Genomic DNA, 17,746 nt, shown 5'->3' with positions numbered 1-17,746 from the left:
TGCCATCCGTTCCGTCCAATGAATGATTGAAGCAGTACCATCCGATAATGGATCAGTGGACATCGCAGCTCGCGCCACAGCTGCGAGCCCTGGTGGAGCTCGCCGCCCACGACGGGCACATGACCCAGGCGGCGCTCACATTGGGTATTCCGCAGTCGTCGATGAGCCGGCGTATTCACGCATTGCAGGCGGCGCTGGGAGTGCCGCTGCTCATTCACGACGGCAGAACGGTGCGCCTTACCCCGGAGGCTCGTCTGCTTGCGGCCCGGACTCGCGAGCCGCTGGCCGAACTCGATCACACACTCTCGGAGGTGACGGGGGACGCCGACCCAGAGCGCGGCACCGTCCGCTTCGGATTCCCGCTGACGATGGGGTCAGGTCACATCCCCGATCTGCTGGCTGCCTTCCGGCATCGGCACCCCGGCATCCGCGTGCTGCTCAAGCAGGCCCACGGCAGCGAACTCGGTGCGCAGCTGCTCACCGGCGACCTGGACCTTGCCGTCGTGATACCGGCGCCAGAACGATTGCACCACATCACGATAGGTGCCCAGCACATACACATCGCCGTTCCCGAAGACCATCGATTGGCCGGCGCCGCGCAGGTGCGGCTCCGCGAATTGTCCGGTGAGACCTTCATCGCCAATCCGCCCAGCTACAACCTGCGCCAGCTCACCGAGCGGTGGTGCCGCGAAGCGGGATATGCCCCCAATGTCACGATCGAGGTAACGGAGTTCAGCACCATCCGCGAGCTCATCGGCCGGGGGCTCGGCGTGGCGCTGCTCCCGCACGATGATCGCGCACTCCCCGGAATACGCGAGATACCGCTCGCGGGGGACGGTTACCACCGCGCCATTGCCCTGGCCTGGGGCACAGCCACCCGTGCGGCACCCACGAGGCGCCTCAATGACTTCCTGCTCCAACACTTCTCGCAAGCCGAAGTCAACAGCGCCGCGATCCGGAAGGGCTAGCGGTGGCTGCCGCTGCTTGATTTCGACCCTTCGCCACCGGATTTGGCCGCACTGCTCGCCGAAGCCGAGGGCTTGTTCGCCGAGTCGTGCGCGGTGGTGCCGGGAGATTTCGTGCCCGATGTCGTCGAACCGGAAGACTTGGCGTCGGAGGGCTTCGTCTCGGCAGCTTTTGGTTTCGTCTCGGTTGCTTTGGTGCCGGCCGTCGTGCCGGTGGCAGTCTTCGTGTCGGACATCTTGCTCTCCGGCGTGCCGGTATCCGACGTCTGGAAACCAGAAGCGCCGGAGCTGGAAACCTTGGAATCGGCAGTTTTGGGGGTGGAGGCCGACGGGCCGGACTGTCCCGACGTTGACTGCGACACAGGGCCGCGGACAATGCCCTGCGCGCTGATGGACCCATGCTCGGTCGTGCTGGCCGCGGGGACCTTCGGTTTGACCGGCTTGTCGGGCTTGTCGGCGGGCGCGGAACTGGGGGAAGGTTTGCCGTCCGTCGCCGATTGTTGCTGATTCCCCGTCTCTTTCGCGGCCAGGGTGCCCTTGGTCAGATTCCCGGAGGCCGCGTCGGAGTCAGCCGCAACTCCTGGTACGGCGGCGTCCTTGACTGAGTCTTTGGTGGATTCCTTGGCGGCCTCGGTCGCCGTGGTGACCGGTTCCCTGCTCTCCGTCGTCGCCTTGTCGCCGGCCTTGGTCTTTTCGGCGACAGCGGTGGCTTTGTCGTTGGCGGACGCCTTGCCTTCTGCGGATTCCTTGCGGTCCAGCGCCTCCTTGGTGCCGGTGGCAGCACCCGTCTCGGCGGTCTTGCCCTCTTCCTGCACGGACTCCCCGGTCGTTTCCTTGAGTGATTCTCCGGTTTGCGCTGCGGTGCCGGTCTTTTCCAGTGCGGCCGACTTGGGGTCGGGCTTGGTCAGGCCAAGCGCCTCCGCGAAATGTGCCTCGGCGTCCTTGAACGCCTTGGTGAACGGCACCAATGCTTCGTGGACGGAGGTGGGTGCGGCGCCGTTGGCATCGGTAGTCGTCTGAAGGGCCAAGCCGGGCAGCGGCGGTAGCGGGGGAAGGAAATAGCGCGCTTCCGCCCACGCGAAGTTGATGACGGAATTCACGATGTCACTGCCGAACCGTCCAAACGAGTTCACGATGTTGGAGAAACTCGGGTCGTTGAGGATCGGGTCGACCAGGTTATAGACAAAGCTGTTGGCAATGGGCCGAACGAGATTGTCGTAGACGATGCCGATCTGAGCGCTCACGAGGCCACCGATGACGGGCACGAATCCGGCGCCCCACTGCGCGAGGTCGACCCCGTAGTCGACCCAGTATTGGATGAACTGGTAGGCCTGGTCGATGCCGTTGGTGAGGGAACTCGCCACTACGGGACTCGACGCAGTCGCTGCGTCGGGCTGCGTAGGAGCACTCACGGGTGTGGGCAATGGCGCGGCAGCGGCGCGCGGCTGCACGGCGGTGGCGAGTTGGCCGAGCGGTGCACGCTTCAGTGGACTGGCCGGCGCGGCGGATGCGGGTGAGAGCGAGAGCTTCAGTGCGGCGAGGGGACTCGCCGGTACCTCGGCGGCCCGCGGAGTGAACGCGAGCGAACTCAGTCGCACGGAGGCGGATCGGATGTCGGGCAGGGGGATTGACTGTCGCGTAGGTGGTGTCACCGCGGGCGCGACTATCAATGCGGTCGCGGTGATAGCGGCCATGCCCGCCTTGAACAAGGGATTGGCGGTCCGGTCCATCTCACTCCTATGTGTTCTGTTGTGACGACCCGGACGTCAGCGTACGTGGTGCGGCGCCGCTGCGTGACACCCGCAACGAGAGTGTGTCGTTCAGCAACTCGGCGGTCGTAGCCGCCAATGATGTTCTCGCTCTTGCCCATCCACGCTCTGGCTAATGCGCTACCGGCTGATCAGGCCCTGGTAGTCGCGGAGCGCGAACGTGTCGTGGATATTTATCCGGCGTGCGGCGACGAGTCGGGAGAGGCTGCGCGTCAGTGACGACGGCAAATGTCCCAGGATTCGCGCGCCGTGAACAAGAGTGCACAGCCCAAGGCGGCTCTTGGGCACGAGCGTGCCGGATGCGGTGAGTGCCAGTTTGCGGCTGACCTCTACATACTCCCGCAGTGCGGCTTCGTAGGCGGGATACGCCCTGGCGTGATCACCTGCGGCAGCCGCGATTTCCCCTGCCAGCACATACGCTCCGACGACCGCCAGGCTCGTGCTTCCGCCCACTGCCGGGCCGGGGCAGTACCCGGCGTCGCCGACGAGCGTTATCCGGCCCTTGGACCACGTATCCATGCGCAGTTGGGTGATCGAATCCATGTAGAAGGTGTCGGTGGCGTCGACCTCCGCGAGCATGCGGGGTAGCTCCCAGCCGACGTCCGCGTACACCTCGCCGAGCAGCGCCTTTTGTCTGCCAACATCGCGGTGGTGGTAGTCGAGGGGCTCTGGTGTGCGAAAGAGGAAGAACGCCCGGGCATCAGAGAGCTGTGCGGCGCTGTACATTCCGGCGATCTTGTCCACCTGTGGGTACATCAGGGCGCGATCGCTCAGGTCCAGATAGTTGGGTATGGAGGCGACCGCGAGATACTGGCCCAACCAATGCGAATACCCCGATTCCGGGCCGAATACCAGGCCACGCACATGTGAGTGCAATCCATCGGCGCCGATGACGAGGTCGAATCGTCGATCCGAGGCCCTGTCGAATGCGACTCGCACGCCGGCGCCGTCGTCGGTCAGGGCGGTGATCGAATCGCCGAAGATGTACTCGGCGCTAGGGGCGCTGGCGCCATACAGGATCTCGCTGAGGTCATCTCGCATGATCTCGACGTGCCGTTCCGACACGGCCGAGAAGATCAGTACCTCGGGAAGATCGATGAGCCGCTTGCCCTCGCGATGTATCGACAAGACTTCGGTGCCAGCGCTCTGTGCCTCGACGTGGTCGAGAATTCCCATCATCTCGATGATGTCCATCGCGGGCTTGAAGAGGTCCACGGCATGTCCGCCCGACTTCCGCGGCGCGGGTGAACGTTCGATGACAGTGACCTCGAACCCGTAGTGCGCCAACCAGAACGCCAACACGGGGCCCGCGATACTCGCCCCCGAAATCAACACCCGCATGGCATCTCCTTACTTAACGATAGGTAAGTAGAGCGAGCGTACTGCTTACCGACCGGAAAGTCAGGCGTTAAGATCGGCAGATGCTCTCCGACGCGGCCGTCGCACCAGGCACCAGGGAGCGCATCCAGACTGTTGCGCGCGACCTGTTCGCCGAACGCGGGTTGCGCAATACCAGCCTGCAGGACATCGCAAGCCGTCTTAAGATCACCAAACCCGCTCTGTACTACCACTTCTCGTCGCGCGATGAGCTGGTTCGGAGCATAGTCCAGCCGATGGTGGATGACCTGCAAACGTTTCTGGCGACGAATAACGCAGGGGATAGGCGTCAACTGCTCGAGGACTACTTCGATGTGTTATGGACTCACCGGGTTGTCTTGGGCATCATCGTGCGCGACTTGGCTGCCCTGGGGCAACTCGAATTGGGTGAATGGATGATGGGATGGCGCCGCAGGCTGATCGTCCTGCTTGCGGGTGGTAAACCTTCGGCGGCGCAAATGATCCAGGCAACTGTGGCCCTCGGCGGATTGTCGGATTGCACCATCGAATACGCGGACCGTCCGCACCGACAGGTGAAGAAGACGGCGGTAGCGGCGGCCATCGCCGCGCTGGAGAGCTGAGATTCGCTAGAGGGAACGTCCGCCGAGCACCTTGGCGCCGATCCAACCCAGTTTGAGCAGGCCGAGATAGGTCGACGGTTTGAATGCCAGTGGCCAGCTCGTCCTGCGTGGTCCCGTCGGAAGTGGTTCGCCACGGAACCGGGCGCTGAGCCATTCCATCGACATGGGCGCGGACATGGGGTGCAGCAGGATGTGCTCATTGAGCAGATCGCGGTGGTAGGCCACATCGGCGCCGCCACCGCGGTAGGTATCGGCAAGTTCGTCGATGCAGGACGTCGAGATGATCTCGTCGTGCACGGCTTGCACGATCAGGACCGGCGGGGTGGGCACCGTCTTGCCGAGCTTGATGCTGTCGAAGACGTGCCGCACCTCGGGTGTCTGCAGGAGTTGCTCCAGCGGCCGGTCCACCAAATCGTCCATATCCTTGAAGGCCATGGCGATGATGGCCCGGAAGGTGGGCATATCTTCGAGCCGACCGAGGAACTCCTTGCCCTTGGTGGTCGCGTGCTCTTCGATCACCCGTTCTAGACCTGGGTATACATGGGAGAGAGCGGCGACGACAAGGCCGGGTAGCGCGGCGAACAGCCCGCCGTTGAGACGGCGGAAGGTATGGCCGAGATCGCCCACGGGCGACCCAAGGACGGCACCGGTGATCGAAAGCTCGGGGGCATAATCGGCGCTGGCTTCGGCGGCCCAGGCCGTGGCGAGTCCTCCACCGGAGTAGCCCCACAAGCCGATGGGTGCCTGCCGCGAGAGACCGAGCCTGTCGCAGTTGAGGGCCGCGCGAATTCCGTCGAGAGTGCGATATCCGGGCTCGTCAGGCGCACCCCAGCTCCCGTCGACGCCCTCATGATCGGGAATGGAGACCGCCCAGCCCTGAGCGAGCAGGGCGGCGATCAAGAGCAGTTCGAACTGGGTGAAGGAGCCGAGTGCCTGCGCACCGCGCCGCAACGCATACGAAGGAAAGCAGCGGTCGGTCACGGCGTCGATGGCGCACTGGTACGACACGATCGGCACCGGCGTGGCCGGATCGTCGTGGTCGGGAATCAGGACCGTGGTCACTGCGGCGTCCGCACGCCGATTCAGGTCATTGCTGCGGTAGAGCAGTTGGGTCGCGGTGAATCGCTGGGGAATGACGCCGAGAAAAGCCATTTCGACGTCGCGGCTGCGGAGCACCGTTCCGGGCGCGGCGTGCTCGTAGCCGAGTGGCGGTAGGTAGAAGGGGTCCTCGGTGGGCAGCAGTGTCGGTGCGCCCCGCTCGACATTCTGGTGGGGGGCCTCGCCGATCCACTTGACGTCAGCAGATATCGCCAGGTCGTGCGATGCCATACCTGCGCTCCCTTCAAGGTCCCTGGCATTCATACCCTAAGAGGACTCTAAGAAGCTAGTCCGTCAGCCGGGAGGGCGCAGCGCGGCGAACTCGTCGGTGACGCGGTACCGGTCGTCGGTGAATCGGTACAGAGCGGCGGGGCGGCCGCCGCTGCGGCCCGATCTCGCGGTGGTGCCGGTGGGGGTAAGCACACCCCGCCGCACCAGCACGCGCTGCAGGTTGGTGGCGTCGACCGGATATCCAAGGGTCGCGCAGTAGATATCGCGCAGTGTCGAGAGGGTGAATTCCTGTGGCGCCAAGGCGAACCCGATGTTGGTGTAGGACATCTTGGCGGCCAGCCGCGTATGTGCGTGCGCGACCATGACCTGATGGTCGAAGGCCATGGCAGGCAGATGGTTCACGCGATGCCACTGAGTGTCGTCGGGAAGGGCCGGTGTGGCGGGGAAGGGGACCAGCCCGAGAAACGTCGAGGCGATGGTGCGTGGGCCGGGAACTCGGCGAGGTTCGGAGAACACCGCCAACTGTTCGAGGTGTGCCAGCTCACGCACGTCCACCTTCTCGGCGAGCTGGCGCCGGATGGACGAGGGGAGATCCTCGTCGGCGCGTACCCGGCCACCGGGCAGGGCCCAGGCGCCGCGATGCGGATCGAGGGCTCGTTGCCACAGCAGCACCGCGAGCTCGGGCGTCTGGGCCTTGTCAAAGTGACGTACTTGGAACACCACGGCTAACACTTCATGCTCGGTGCTAGTATGGACCATGTTTTCGATCATAAGTCGAAAACCTCGGTCATCCAAGCCCGGCCCGGCTGTAGACCGAGACCCGAGGCGCGAGGAGGCGGCCATGACCGCAGCTGACGTAGTACTTGACGGTGTGATTGACGGTCCCGGTGGATACACCGGTGTGGAGGGCGATGCCCGCTGGGCCGAGATGGTGCGCCGACTGGCCGAACAGCGCGGTGCGACAGTGCTCGCGCACAACTATCAGCTGCCGGCCATTCAGGACGTGGCGGACCACGTGGGTGATTCACTGGCCTTGTCCCGTATCGCCGCCGAGGCGCCCGAAGACACGATCGTTTTCTGTGGCGTGCACTTCATGGCGGAAACTGCCAAGATCCTCAGCCCCGAGAAGACCGTGCTCATCCCCGACCAGCGTGCGGGATGCTCGCTGGCCGATTCCATCACCGCCGACCAACTGCGCGACTGGAAGGCGGAGTTCCCTGACGCGGTCGTCGTCTCGTACGTCAACACCACGGCCGCCGTGAAGGCGCTCACCGATATCTGCTGCACCTCGTCGAACGCGGTCGACGTGGTCGCTTCCATAGATCCCGACCGTGAGGTGCTGTTCTGCCCGGATCAGTTCCTCGGCGCACACGTCAAGCGGGTCACCGGCCGTCAGAATCTGCACATCTGGGCGGGTGAATGCCATGTCCACGCCGGTATCAATGGCGACGAGCTGGCAGGACAGGCCCGCTCGCACCCGAATGCCGAGCTGTTTGTGCATCCCGAATGCGGCTGCGCGACATCGGCGCTGTACCTGGCCGGCGAGGGCGCCGTTCCCGACGATCGGGTGAAAATCCTCTCGACGGGCGGCATGCTCGACGCCGCCCGCGAGACCCGGGCCCGCGAAGTGCTGGTGGCCACCGAGGTGGGCATGCTGCACCAGTTACGCAAGGCGGCTCCCGATGTGAACTTCCTGGCGGTCAACGACAGGGCCTCGTGCACCTACATGAAGATGATCACTCCGGCGGCGTTGTTGCGATGCCTGGTGGAGGGGCGCGATGAGGTGGATGTCGATCCGGACACCGCGCGCCTGGCCCGCCGCAGCGTCCAGCGGATGATCGAGATCGGACAACCCGGCGGCGGAGAATGACCATGCCGGCGGGGACCACCTGGCGCACTGACGCAGATGTGGTCGTCGTCGGTGCGGGTGTCGCCGGGCTTGCGGCCGCCTTGGCGGTGCACCGGCGTGGCCGCAAGGTCGTGGTACTGAGCAAGGTCGGTGCGACCGCCACGCATTTCGCGCAGGGCGGGATCGCCGTGGTGCTCCCGGATTCGCAGGATTCCATCGAGGCGCATGTACTGGACACGCTGAGCGCCGGAGCTGGGCTATGTGATGCCGAGGCGGTCCGGTCCATCGTGTCCGACGGATACCGGGCGGTACGCGATCTGGTCGCCGACGGCGCGCGATTCGATGAATCGCGTTCGGGTCAGTGGGCGTTGACCCGCGAGGGCGGGCATAGCGCGCGGCGCATCATCCACGCCGGTGGCGATGCCACGGGCGCGGAGGTGCAGCGCGCGCTTGATCACGCGGCAGCGATGTTGGACGTCCGCCGCAGCCACGTCGTGCACGACATCCTCGTCGGGCCCGAGGGCGTGGGCGGCGTGCTCGTGGGAAACAGCGACGGGATTGGGGTGATCCACGCGGGAGCCGTGGTGCTCGCCACCGGCGGACTGGGACATCTATATTCGGCCACCACCAATCCGGAGGGATCGACCGGCGATGGCATCGCATTGGCGCTGCGCGCGGGCGTATCGGTGGCCGACATCGAATTCATCCAGTTCCACCCGACGATGCTGCACACCCCGGATGCGGCCGGATGCCGGCCCCTGATCAGCGAAGCGGTCCGTGGCGAAGGTGCCGTCTTGGTTGACGCACGCGGGGATTCGGTGACCGCGGGTGTGCATCCGCAGGGGGATCTGGCCCCGCGCGACGTGGTGGCCGGGGCCATCGCGCGGCGACTACGTGAGAGCGGAGACCAATGTGTTTACCTCGATGCCCGCGCCATCGGTAACTTTGCGATCCGATTTCCCACCATCACCGCCGCGTGCGCGGCGGCCGGGATAGATCCGTCGGTCCAGCTGATCCCGGTAGTGCCGGGGGCGCATTACAGCTGCGGCGGTGTCGTCACCGATCCGTACGGTCACACCGAGGTGGCCGGGTTGTTCGCCGCGGGCGAGGTCGCGCGCACCGGTATGCATGGCGCAAACCGGTTGGCTTCCAACAGTTTGTTGGAAGGTTTGGTGGTGGGTAGGCGTGCCGGGGAAGCTGCTGCGCGGATCGCTGACCGCGCCGGTGTGGTGGATGAACGCGACCCCGCACCACCGCGTCTGGATCGCCGAAGGTTGCAGTCGGCGATGACTCGGTGGGCGTCGGTGCTGAGGGATGCCGACGGGCTCGGCCTGTTGGAGGCCGAACTACGTTGCGGCACTGTGTCACCGGTTGACCCCGCTCGCATGACACCGCGCGACGTCGAGGATGCGGCGCTTACCCTGACAGCGCAGGCTGTGGCGACGGCTGCCGCGGCACGCACAGAATCGCGCGGCTGCCATGCCCGTTCGGACTGGCCCCGAACCGATTCGCATTTTGCCGTCAGCCTTCCGGTGCGCCGCGACGCGGATGGATGCGAAGTTGCGCTACCGTCTGGAGTGCCATGTTGACCGGAACACTGACGGAAACCGAACTCGCGGAGGCGCGTTCGGTGGTGGAGCGCGCTCTTGCCGAGGACCTGCATTACGGCCCGGACATCACCAGTCGGGCGACCGTGCCCGCAGATGCCGAATGCACCGCATCGATGGTGACCCGGGCGGGCGGGGTGATCGCCGGAGTCGACATCGCCCTCATCGTGCTCGACCAGGTTGTCGGTGCCGGTAATTACCGAGTGGACAGTCGCCTCACCGATGGGGCTCGGGTGGGAACCGGCGTATCGCTGCTTACCGTCACCGCGCCGACGCGTGACCTATTGACCGCCGAACGCACCATGTTGAATCTGGTGTGTCATCTCTCTGGCATCGCTACCACCACTGCCGCCTGGGTGGATGCCGTCGACGGCACCGGTGCGCGGATCCGCGATACCAGGAAAACCCTTCCCGGACTTCGCCTTTTGCAGAAATATGCGGTACGTGCCGGAGGTGGGGTCAACCATCGGCTCGGCCTCGGAGACGCGGCGCTGATCAAGGACAACCATGTGGTGGCCGCGGGCTCGGTCGTTGCTGCGCTGCGCGCGGTCCGCGCGGTAGCGCCGGACATCGAGTGCGAGGTCGAAGTGGACTCGCTGGAACAACTTGACGAGGTCATGGCCGAAGGGGCAGAACTGGTGCTCCTGGACAACTTCCCGGTGTGGCAGGCTCAAGTTGCGGTGCAACGGCGCGACGCCCGCGCACCGCAACTCAAGCTCGAAGCCTCCGGCGGGTTATCCCTGGAAACCGCCGCTGCGTACGCCAAGACAGGTGTCGATTACCTTGCGGTTGGGGCATTGACCCACTCCGCACGGGTGCTCGACATCGGTTTGGACATGTAACTCGCGCACCAGCGTGTGGCGCCGGGAGTACCGGCTTACTGTGCGATCTCGGCCACGAAGACGCCGGCGCGCTTGTTCACCTGACGCGTGGCGCGTGTCAGGGCGGGATCGCCCTGGCCCTGCTCCACGATGCGGGGGTTGACCACATGGATCTGCCTGCCGCCGAACAGCGTGATGTCGGCTCCGCCGGCGGCGATCACGTTCTTGGTCCAGTTGGTCTTGCCGTGAATGAGAGCGATGGAGACGACGTTGCCTTTGCGGAATGCGTTCACGGTGGTCTCGTACTTGGTGCCAGAGGTGCGTCCGTAATGTGTGACGGTGGCGAATGAGGGCAGAAACCGCGCGATGGGGGCCATAAGCGGGTTGATGTACTTGATCTGAGCTCGTTCCAGCCATTCGGGCAGGAGCATGGGGACGCCGGGCTGGTTATTTGCTGACATCGATATTCCGATCGTTTGGGGTCGGTGCGGGAATCTCGCGCACGAGTCTAGTTAGACGTGCGTCACATACAACCGGTGACTGCGTGGTAAATGCTGTTGAGCAGCTCTGGGAGAATGGCTTATGTGAATGACGCCGCGCCCGTCCTGCTTCGCCGTATCGATATGCGTGGTGCGAGCCTGTCGCCGTCGCACCTGCGCGCTGCCCTGCCCAGGGGTGGCACGGACGTCGACGCGGTATTACCGCGGGTGCGGCCCGTCGTAGAGGCAGTTCGTGACCGCGGCGCGGAGGCCGCACTGGATTTCTGTGCCGAATTCGATGGTGTCCGTCCCGGCACCGTCCGGGTTCCCGCGGCAGAGCTGGACCGCGCCCTCGCCGATCTAGACCCCGCCGTGCGCGACGCGCTCGAGGTGGCGATTCTGCGTGCCCGGGCCGTACACGCCGATCAGCGCCGCCAGGACACCGTAACCACGGTTGCCGACGGCGCGACGGTGACCGAGCGGTGGGTACCTGTCGAGCGGGTGGGCCTATACGTGCCCGGTGGCAACGCCGTGTACCCATCGAGCGTCGTGATGAACGTTGTGCCCGCGCAAACAGCGGGAGTGGGATCGCTCGTCATAGCGTCGCCGCCCCAAGCGCAGTTCGGCGGTCTGCCGCATCCGACCATTTTGGCGGCGGCGCAGTTGCTCGGTGTCCAAGAAGTCTGGGCGGTCGGTGGCGCACAGGGCGTGGCGCTGCTGGCGCACGGCGGCACCGATACCGATGGGGCTGAGCTCGCACCGGTCGACATGATCACCGGGCCCGGAAACATCTATGTCACCGCTGCCAAGCGGTTGTGCCGATCGCTGGTGGGCATCGACGCGGAGGCCGGCCCTACGGAGATCGCGATTCTCGCTGACGAGACCGCCGATCCGGTGCATGTGGCCGCCGACCTGATCAGCCAGGCCGAACACGATGTGTTGGCGGCCAGCGTCTTGGTCACCGACAGTGCGGCACTTGCCGACGCGGTGGTCAAGGAGACCTCTGCGCAATTGGCGACCACGGTGCACGCCGAACGCGTCACCGCTGCGCTGACCGGCACGCAATCCGGGATCGTGCTTGTCGACGACATCGACGCGGGCATCAAGGTGGTAAACGCCTACGCGGCCGAGCACCTGGAGATTCACACGGTGGAACCGGTGCCGGTGGCCGCGCGGGTGCGCAATGCCGGTGCGATTTTCCTGGGGCCGTGGTCGCCGGTGAGCCTCGGCGACTACTGCGCCGGCTCCAACCACGTACTACCCACCGCCGGATGCGCGCGGCATTCCAGCGGGTTGTCCGTGCAGACCTTCCTGCGCGGTATCCACATCGTGGACTACACCGAAGCGGCACTCAAAGAGGTCGCCGGGCATGTGATCACACTGGCTAACGCCGAGAATCTGCCCGCGCACGGTGAGGCCGTCCGACGCAGGTTCGAGCGATCATGAGCGTGCCGATCGGTGGCTCGGCCCGGCTGGAGGACCTGCCGCTGCGGGACAGCCTGCGCGGCAAGAGTCCCTACGGCGCGCCGCAATTGACAGTGCCGGTACGGCTGAACACCAACGAGAACCCGCACGAGCCGTCGGCAGGCCTGGTGGACGACGTCGCAGCCTCCATCCGTGAGGTAGCGGGGGAGCTACACCGCTATCCGGATCGTGACGCGGTTGCCCTACGTACGGATTTGGCCACCTACCTCACGGAGCAGACGGGCGTGCCTGTCGTGGCCGAGAATGTCTGGGCGGCAAATGGTTCCAATGAGGTGCTGCAACAGCTCTTGCAGGCCTTCGGCGGTCCGGGCCGCAGGGCGCTGGGGTTCACGCCGTCCTATTCGATGCATCCGATCATCTCGGACGGAACCCAAACCGAGTGGCTGCAGGCGCAGCGTTCGGAGGACTTCTCGCTGGATGTCGGCAGTGCGGTGGCTGCCGTGCGGGAACGTAAGCCCGACGTGGTCTTCGTGACGAGCCCCAACAACCCGACGGGGCAGTCGATTCCGTTGGATGCGCTCCGCCGGATTCTCGACGTGGCACCGGGCGTGGTAATTCTGGACGAGGCGTACGGCGAGTTCTCGGCGGCGCCGAGTGGGATCACGCTCGTTGATGAGTATCCCGCGAAACTGATCGTCAGTCGGACCATGAGCAAGGCGTTTGCCTTCGCGGGCGGGCGGCTCGGATACCTGGTGGCGGCCCCGGCTGTCATCGATGCCCTGTTATTGGTGCGCTTGCCGTACCACCTTTCGGTGCTGACCCAAGCAGCCGCGCGTGCCGCTGTGAAACACCGCGCCGAGACTCTCGGCAGCGTCGCGACGTTGGTCGCGGAGCGCATTCGGGTATCGGAAGCCTTGTCGGCCAGCGGGTTCCGGGTGATTCCCAGTGACGCCAATTTTATCCTGTTCGGCAGATTCGCGGATGCCGCGGCGAGCTGGCGGCGGTACCTGGATGCGGGTGTTCTCATTCGGGATGTCGGCATTCCGGGTTATCTGCGTGTGACTGTCGGACTGGCGAGCGAGAATGACGTGTTCTTGAAGGTCAGCGACAGTCTGGCTGCGACGGACCTAGAAGTGGAGGCATCATGACGGTTCCAACTCAGGCGCGGACAGCGCGCGTGGCGCGGGCCACCCGTGAGTCGGACATCGTGGTGGAACTGAACCTGGACGGGTCCGGCCAGGTACAGATCGACACCGGAGTGCCGTTCTACGACCACATGCTCACCGCGCTGGGCACGCATGCCAGCTTTGATCTCACGATAACCGCCAAGGGCGACACCGAAATCGAGGCCCATCACACGGTGGAAGACACCGCCATCACCCTGGGGCAGGCGCTGGCCGAGGCTCTCGGGGACAAGAAGGGCATCCGGCGGTTCGGCGATGCCTTCATCCCGATGGACGAGACTTTGGCGCATGCCGTGGTGGATGTGTCCGGTCGTCCCTACTGTGTGCACACCGGTGAGCCGGACCATCTGCTGCACACCACGATTGCTGGCTCTTCGGTGCCCTACCATACCGTGATCAACGCGCATGTATTCGAGTCGCTGGCGCTCAACGCCCGGATCGCGCTGCACGTGCGCACTCTCTACGGCCGCGACCCGCACCACATCACCGAGGCGCAATACAAGGCGGTGGCCCGGGCGCTGCGCCAGGCCGTCGAGCCCGATCCCCGGGTCACCGGTGTGCCGTCGACCAAGGGCAGCCTGTGACCGGTGCTGGGCCGAAAGTTGTTGTCCTCGACTACGGCTCAGGCAATCTGAGGTCCGCACAGCGTGCACTGGAACGGGTTGGCGCCGATGTTACGGTGACCGCCGACTCCAGTACGGCACTCAACGCTGACGGTCTGGTGGTCCCCGGTGTGGGAGCCTTCGCGGCGTGTATGGAGGGACTGCGTGGTATCGACGGCGAACGCATCATCGATATCCGGCTCTCCGGGGGGCGCCCGGTGCTGGGCATCTGTGTGGGAATGCAGATCCTGTTCAGTCACGGCATCGAATTCGGTGTCGATACGCAAGGGTGTGGGCAGTGGCCCGGTGTGGTCAGCCGCCTCGATGCGCCCGTGATTCCGCATATGGGTTGGAACACCGTTGATGCGGCACCTGGTTCGCAGCTCTTCGCTGGGCTCGACGCAGGCACCCGCTTTTATTTTGTGCATTCGTACGCGGTGCAGAAGTGGGAACTGGAAACGCCCGGCGAGTCGCCGATCGCGCCGCCGCTGGTGACCTGGGCGACCCACCACGTGCCGTTTGTCGCGGCGGTGGAGAATGGGCCACTTGCTGCCACACAGTTCCATCCGGAAAAGAGTGGTGACGCGGGGGCCGTGTTGTTGAGCAATTGGGTGAAGGGAATCTCTTGAGTCTCGTTCTATTACCGGCGGTTGATGTCGCGGACGGTCAGGCTGTACGCCTGGTGCAGGGCAAGGCGGGCAGTGAAACCACGTACGGTTCGCCGCGTGACGCGGCACTGGCGTGGCAGAACGACGGTGCCGAGTGGGTACATCTGGTGGACCTGGATGCGGCCTTTGGCCGTGGCTCAAATCGTGAGCTGCTGGCGCAGGTCGTCGGTGAGCTCGACGTCAAGGTGGAGCTCTCGGGTGGTATCCGTGACGATGAGGCGTTGACCGCGGCGCTCGCCACCGGTTGCGCACGAGTCAATCTCGGTACCGCTGCGCTGGAGGACCCCGAATGGTGCGCTTCGGCGATCGCCCGGCACGGTGAACGCGTGGCTGTGGGTCTGGATGTCGAAATTGTCGAGGGCGCACACCGTCTACGCGGCCGTGGCTGGGTGAGTGACGGCGGAGATCTCTGGGAGGTGCTCGAACGTCTGCGTGCACAGGGATGTTCGCGCTACGTGGTCACGGATGTAACCAAGGACGGTACCCTGACCGGGCCAAATCTTGAGCTGCTGGCACAGGTCGCCGGTGTGGCCAACGCTCCGGTCATTGCCTCGGGCGGGGTGTCGAGTCTGGATGATCTGCGTGCCATCGCGGAATTGACCGGCGCCGGTGTCGAGGGCGCGATCGTCGGAAAGGCCCTTTACGCAGGCCGTTTCACCCTGCCCGATGCGATAGCAGCCGTTTCCTGAGATGACCACGACCGCGGAACTGGAAGCTCTGGTGCGCGAGGCGTCCGTGATTCTGGATGCGGCGGCCCAGCGTTTCGTGGCCGGTCATGGGGCCGAGGGTGTGGTCTTCAAGGGCGGCAAGGATTTTGCCACCGAGGAAGACCTCGCCATCGAGCGGATGGTGGTGCAGGCACTGACCGAGCGCACCGGAATCGGGGTGCACGGTGAGGAATTCGGCGGCCCGGCGGTGGATTCCGGATTGGTCTGGGTAGTCGACCCGATAGACGGCACCGTCAACTACGCGGCGGGTTCTCCGATGGCCGCAATTCTGCTCGGGCTGATGTCCGACGGTGTGCCGGTGGCCGGGCTGACCTGGTTGCCGTTCATGGGGGAGAAGTATGCCGCCGTGACGGGCGGTCCGTTGTTCCGCAACGGAGTTGCGATGCCACCCTTGCCGCGCACCGATCTTGCGGACGTGGCCGTGGGCCTGGGCACCTTCAATGTTGATTGGAAGGGCCGGGTTCCGGGGCGGTACCGCCTGACCGTGCTGGAGAAACTGAGCCGCATCACCTCGCGGCTGCGTATGCATGGCAGTACCGGAATCGATTTGGCGTTCACCGCCGGCGGAATATTGGGTGGTGCGGTGAGCTTCGGTGCGCATGTCTGGGATCACGCCGCTGGTATCGCATTGGTACAGGCCGCGGGCGGCCATGCGAGCGACCTGAACGGTGAGCCCTGGACCCCGGAATCGCCCTCGCTACTGGTGGCGGCACCGGGCGTGCAGGAGCAGATCTTGGAAGTACTGGCTGAGGTCGGAGATCCGGAGGACTACCGATGAGTGTTGCCACCCGCGTCATCGCATGCCTGGACGTCGACGACGGCCGGGTGGTCAAGGGCGTGAATTTCGAAAACCTCCGGGATGCGGGCGATCCGGTCGAGTTGGCGGCCGCGTACGACGCCGAGGGCGTGGACGAGCTGACCTTCCTGGACGTCACCGCGTCGTCGTCTGGGCGCGCCACGATGTTGGACGTGGTCCGGCGTACGGCTGAGCAGGTGTTCATACCGCTGACGGTGGGTGGCGGCGTGCGATCGGTCGATGACGTCAATGTGTTGTTGCGGGCCGGTGCGGACAAAGTAGGTGTGAACACCGCGGCCATCGCACGCCCGGAACTGCTGGCCGAGTTGGCGCAGCGGTTCGGATCGCAGTGCATCGTGCTGAGTGTCGACGCCCGACGCGTCCGTGATGGCGATGTGCCCACCTCGTCCGGGTGGGAGGTGACCACTCATGGCGGACGCCGGGGCACCGGTATCGACGCGATCGAATGGACAAGTCGTGGAGCAGAATTAGGGGTAGGCGAGATCTTGCTCAATTCCATGGACGCCGACGGCACCAAGGCGGGATTCGACCTGGAGATGATCGCTGCGGCGCGCGCCGCGGTCGACGTCCCGGTGATTGCCAGCGGTGGAGCGGGTGCCATCGGCCACTTCGCGCCCGCGGTGCAGGCCGGTGCCGATGCGGTGTTGGCGGCAAGTGTCTTTCACTTCCGCGAGCTGACCATCGGCGAGGTGAAGGCCGCGATGGCAGCAGAAGGGATCACGGTGCGATGAGCGAACTCGCTCCAGATATCGCCGCCCGCCTGAAGCGCGATGGCGCTGGTTTGGTGACCGCGGTGGTGCAGGAACACGGCACGGGCACCGTCCTCATGGTGGCCTGGATGAATGATGAGGCCCTGGCGCTGACGCTGTCGACGCGGAAGGGCACCTACTTCTCACGGTCCCGCCAGCGCCTGTGGGTCAAGGGTGAGACATCGGGGCACACCCAGTACGTGCGTTCGGTGCGGCTGGATTGCGATGGCGACACGCTGGTCCTGGAAGTGGATCAGTCCGGACCCGCGTGCCACACCGGCGCGCACAGTTGCTTTGACGCCGGCGAACTCTTGGGCGAGGCGCCCTAACTACTTGCGGGCGCGCAGGAACTCCAGAGCCTTGTCCGCGTGTGCGTTCATATTGAGCTCGCTGGCAAAGACTTCCAGAATCGTCTTGTCCGTGTCGATGATGAACGTGGTCCGTTTGACCGGCGCGAGCTTGCCCAGCAGCCCGCGCTTGACGCCGAAGGCTGAGGAGATCTTGCCGCCGGTGTCCGAGAGCAGCGGGTAATCGAACTTGCGCTTGTCGGCGAAATCGGCCTGCTTCTCCACTGAATCGACACTGATACCCACCCGGGAAGCCCCGACTTCCTTGAATTCGCTTGCCAAATCACGGAAATGGCAGGCCTCGGCGGTGCAGCCGGGAGTATTGGCGGCCGGATAGAAGAACAGCACGACAGGTCCGTCGGCCAGCAGGGCGGACAGGCTGCGGGAAGTTCCGGTCTGATCCGGAAGCTCGAAGTCCGCGACGCGATCACCAGGTTTCATGAACCGCA

19 protein-coding genes are annotated in these 17,746 nt (G+C 65.1%); 13 read left to right on the top strand and 6 right to left on the bottom strand.

Features of this window, described 5'->3' with window-relative positions; all coding sequences use genetic code 11:
- The first annotated feature begins 47 nt into the window (after positions 1-47).
- The gene (locus MAB_RS13605; protein WP_005111231.1) at positions 48-968 is read left to right on the top strand and encodes a LysR family transcriptional regulator; all 921 of its coding nucleotides are present in this window, start codon (positions 48-50) and stop codon (positions 966-968) included.
- On the opposite strand, the gene MAB_RS13600 is transcribed toward MAB_RS13605, so the two are convergent.
- Complete coding sequence (locus MAB_RS13600; RefSeq protein ID WP_005111228.1) at positions 965-2,695, bottom strand: prolipoprotein diacylglyceryl transferase; 1,731 nt, start codon at positions 2,693-2,695, stop codon at positions 965-967. The two genes, MAB_RS13605 and MAB_RS13600, sit on opposite strands and share 4 nt — an antisense overlap.
- Before the next feature lie 159 nt (positions 2,696-2,854).
- Positions 2,855-4,075 (bottom strand): FAD-dependent monooxygenase, encoded by a 1,221-nt coding sequence (locus MAB_RS13595; protein WP_005111224.1) that lies wholly within the window; start codon positions 4,073-4,075, stop codon positions 2,855-2,857.
- Between the two features lie 80 nt (positions 4,076-4,155).
- On the opposite strand from MAB_RS13595, the gene MAB_RS13590 reads away from it, so the two are divergent.
- Positions 4,156-4,692: a TetR/AcrR family transcriptional regulator gene (locus MAB_RS13590; protein ID WP_005111221.1), complete on the top strand. Its 537-nt coding sequence runs from the start codon at positions 4,156-4,158 to the stop codon at positions 4,690-4,692.
- A gap of 6 nt (positions 4,693-4,698) precedes the next feature.
- Here the strand turns inward: MAB_RS13590 and MAB_RS13585 are convergent, their stop codons facing one another.
- A complete protein-coding gene (locus MAB_RS13585) occupies positions 4,699-6,021 on the bottom strand; it encodes a lipase family protein (protein ID WP_005111219.1) in 1,323 nt (440 codons plus the stop codon).
- 63 nt (positions 6,022-6,084) lie between these two features.
- Positions 6,085-6,780, bottom strand: a complete 696-nt coding sequence (locus MAB_RS13580) for an NUDIX hydrolase (RefSeq protein WP_005111216.1) — start codon at positions 6,778-6,780, stop codon at positions 6,085-6,087.
- 82 nt (positions 6,781-6,862) lie between these two features.
- Between MAB_RS13580 and nadA the strand changes: the two genes are divergently transcribed.
- Genes nadA through nadC form a run of 3 tightly spaced genes read left to right on the top strand, consistent with a single transcriptional unit; the run spans position 6,863 to position 10,319 of the window.
- On the top strand, positions 6,863-7,891 hold the full coding sequence (gene nadA, locus MAB_RS13575) for a quinolinate synthase NadA (protein ID WP_012296580.1): 1,029 nt from the start codon (positions 6,863-6,865) through the stop codon (positions 7,889-7,891).
- A 2-nt stretch (positions 7,892-7,893) separates the two neighbouring features.
- Positions 7,894-9,459, top strand: a complete 1,566-nt coding sequence (locus MAB_RS13570; RefSeq protein WP_005111211.1) for an L-aspartate oxidase — start codon at positions 7,894-7,896, stop codon at positions 9,457-9,459.
- Positions 9,453-10,319: a carboxylating nicotinate-nucleotide diphosphorylase gene (gene nadC / locus MAB_RS13565; protein WP_005082204.1), complete on the top strand. Its 867-nt coding sequence runs from the start codon at positions 9,453-9,455 to the stop codon at positions 10,317-10,319. The genes MAB_RS13570 and nadC overlap by 7 nt, the downstream gene beginning before the upstream one ends.
- A gap of 35 nt (positions 10,320-10,354) precedes the next feature.
- On the opposite strand, the gene MAB_RS13560 is transcribed toward nadC, so the two are convergent.
- Positions 10,355-10,729, bottom strand: coding sequence for a nitroreductase family deazaflavin-dependent oxidoreductase (locus MAB_RS13560; RefSeq protein WP_005111210.1), 375 nt, complete (start codon positions 10,727-10,729; stop codon positions 10,355-10,357).
- Positions 10,730-10,873: 144 nt separating this feature from the next.
- Here MAB_RS13560 and hisD point away from each other — a divergent pair, with 144 nt between their 5' ends.
- The 8 genes from hisD to hisI are packed head-to-tail and all read left to right on the top strand — an operon-like array spanning position 10,874 to position 17,279.
- Complete coding sequence (hisD, locus tag MAB_RS13555; RefSeq protein WP_005068574.1) at positions 10,874-12,223, top strand: histidinol dehydrogenase; 1,350 nt, start codon at positions 10,874-10,876, stop codon at positions 12,221-12,223.
- Positions 12,220-13,350 (top strand): histidinol-phosphate transaminase, encoded by a 1,131-nt coding sequence (locus MAB_RS13550; RefSeq protein WP_005068570.1) that lies wholly within the window; start codon positions 12,220-12,222, stop codon positions 13,348-13,350. Before hisD ends, MAB_RS13550 begins: the two co-directional genes overlap by 4 nt.
- A complete protein-coding gene (gene hisB / locus MAB_RS13545) occupies positions 13,347-13,970 on the top strand; it encodes an imidazoleglycerol-phosphate dehydratase HisB (protein WP_005082200.1) in 624 nt (207 codons plus the stop codon). Before MAB_RS13550 ends, hisB begins: the two co-directional genes overlap by 4 nt.
- Positions 13,967-14,617 carry an imidazole glycerol phosphate synthase subunit HisH gene (hisH, locus tag MAB_RS13540; RefSeq protein ID WP_005057924.1) on the top strand — a complete coding sequence of 217 codons (651 nt, stop codon included), beginning with the start codon at positions 13,967-13,969 and terminating at the stop codon, positions 14,615-14,617. The genes hisB and hisH overlap by 4 nt, the downstream gene beginning before the upstream one ends.
- Positions 14,614-15,345 (top strand): bifunctional 1-(5-phosphoribosyl)-5-((5-phosphoribosylamino)methylideneamino)imidazole-4-carboxamide isomerase/phosphoribosylanthranilate isomerase PriA, encoded by a 732-nt coding sequence (gene priA, locus MAB_RS13535; RefSeq protein ID WP_005114402.1) that lies wholly within the window; start codon positions 14,614-14,616, stop codon positions 15,343-15,345. The genes hisH and priA overlap by 4 nt, the downstream gene beginning before the upstream one ends.
- A gap of 1 nt (position 15,346) precedes the next feature.
- Entirely contained in the window at positions 15,347-16,162 is an 816-nt protein-coding gene (locus MAB_RS13530) for an inositol monophosphatase family protein (protein WP_005111206.1), read from the top strand.
- The gene (gene hisF, locus MAB_RS13525; RefSeq protein WP_005111203.1) at positions 16,159-16,932 is read left to right on the top strand and encodes an imidazole glycerol phosphate synthase subunit HisF; all 774 of its coding nucleotides are present in this window, start codon (positions 16,159-16,161) and stop codon (positions 16,930-16,932) included. The genes MAB_RS13530 and hisF overlap by 4 nt, the downstream gene beginning before the upstream one ends.
- Positions 16,929-17,279: a phosphoribosyl-AMP cyclohydrolase gene (gene hisI, locus MAB_RS13520; protein ID WP_005111201.1), complete on the top strand. Its 351-nt coding sequence runs from the start codon at positions 16,929-16,931 to the stop codon at positions 17,277-17,279. The genes hisF and hisI overlap by 4 nt, the downstream gene beginning before the upstream one ends.
- On the opposite strand, the gene MAB_RS13515 is transcribed toward hisI, so the two are convergent.
- The gene (locus MAB_RS13515) at positions 17,280-17,738 is read right to left on the bottom strand and encodes a peroxiredoxin (RefSeq protein WP_005111199.1); all 459 of its coding nucleotides are present in this window, start codon (positions 17,736-17,738) and stop codon (positions 17,280-17,282) included. It abuts the gene before it with no gap.
- Positions 17,739-17,746 lie beyond the last annotated feature (8 nt).

Source organism: Mycobacteroides abscessus ATCC 19977 (genome assembly GCF_000069185.1).
GTDB classification, from domain to species: Bacteria; Actinomycetota; Actinomycetes; order Mycobacteriales; family Mycobacteriaceae; genus Mycobacterium; species Mycobacterium abscessus.
The sequence above is the reverse complement of the archived record's forward strand: the minus strand, read 5'-3'. Positions and strand labels throughout refer to the sequence as shown.

Coding starts and splice junctions, on each gene's coding strand:
- MAB_RS13605 (WP_005111231.1), top strand. CDS start 48: ATGGATCAGTGGACATCGCAGCTCGCGCCACAGCTGCGAGCCCTGGTG.
- MAB_RS13600 (WP_005111228.1), bottom strand. CDS start 2,695: ATGGACCGGACCGCCAATCCCTTGTTCAAGGCGGGCATGGCCGCTATC.
- MAB_RS13595 (WP_005111224.1), bottom strand. CDS start 4,075: ATGCGGGTGTTGATTTCGGGGGCGAGTATCGCGGGCCCCGTGTTGGCG.
- MAB_RS13590 (WP_005111221.1), top strand. CDS start 4,156: ATGCTCTCCGACGCGGCCGTCGCACCAGGCACCAGGGAGCGCATCCAG.
- MAB_RS13585 (WP_005111219.1), bottom strand. CDS start 6,021: ATGGCATCGCACGACCTGGCGATATCTGCTGACGTCAAGTGGATCGGC.
- MAB_RS13580 (WP_005111216.1), bottom strand. CDS start 6,780: ATGGTCCATACTAGCACCGAGCATGAAGTGTTAGCCGTGGTGTTCCAA.
- nadA (WP_012296580.1), top strand. CDS start 6,863: ATGACCGCAGCTGACGTAGTACTTGACGGTGTGATTGACGGTCCCGGT.
- MAB_RS13570 (WP_005111211.1), top strand. CDS start 7,894: ATGCCGGCGGGGACCACCTGGCGCACTGACGCAGATGTGGTCGTCGTC.
- nadC (WP_005082204.1), top strand. CDS start 9,453: ATGTTGACCGGAACACTGACGGAAACCGAACTCGCGGAGGCGCGTTCG.
- MAB_RS13560 (WP_005111210.1), bottom strand. CDS start 10,729: ATGCTCCTGCCCGAATGGCTGGAACGAGCTCAGATCAAGTACATCAAC.
- hisD (WP_005068574.1), top strand. CDS start 10,874: ATGGCTTATGTGAATGACGCCGCGCCCGTCCTGCTTCGCCGTATCGAT.
- MAB_RS13550 (WP_005068570.1), top strand. CDS start 12,220: ATGAGCGTGCCGATCGGTGGCTCGGCCCGGCTGGAGGACCTGCCGCTG.
- hisB (WP_005082200.1), top strand. CDS start 13,347: ATGACGGTTCCAACTCAGGCGCGGACAGCGCGCGTGGCGCGGGCCACC.
- MAB_RS13530 (WP_005111206.1), top strand. CDS start 15,347: ATGACCACGACCGCGGAACTGGAAGCTCTGGTGCGCGAGGCGTCCGTG.
- hisF (WP_005111203.1), top strand. CDS start 16,159: ATGAGTGTTGCCACCCGCGTCATCGCATGCCTGGACGTCGACGACGGC.
- hisI (WP_005111201.1), top strand. CDS start 16,929: ATGAGCGAACTCGCTCCAGATATCGCCGCCCGCCTGAAGCGCGATGGC.
- MAB_RS13515 (WP_005111199.1), bottom strand. CDS start 17,738: ATGAAACCTGGTGATCGCGTCGCGGACTTCGAGCTTCCGGATCAGACC.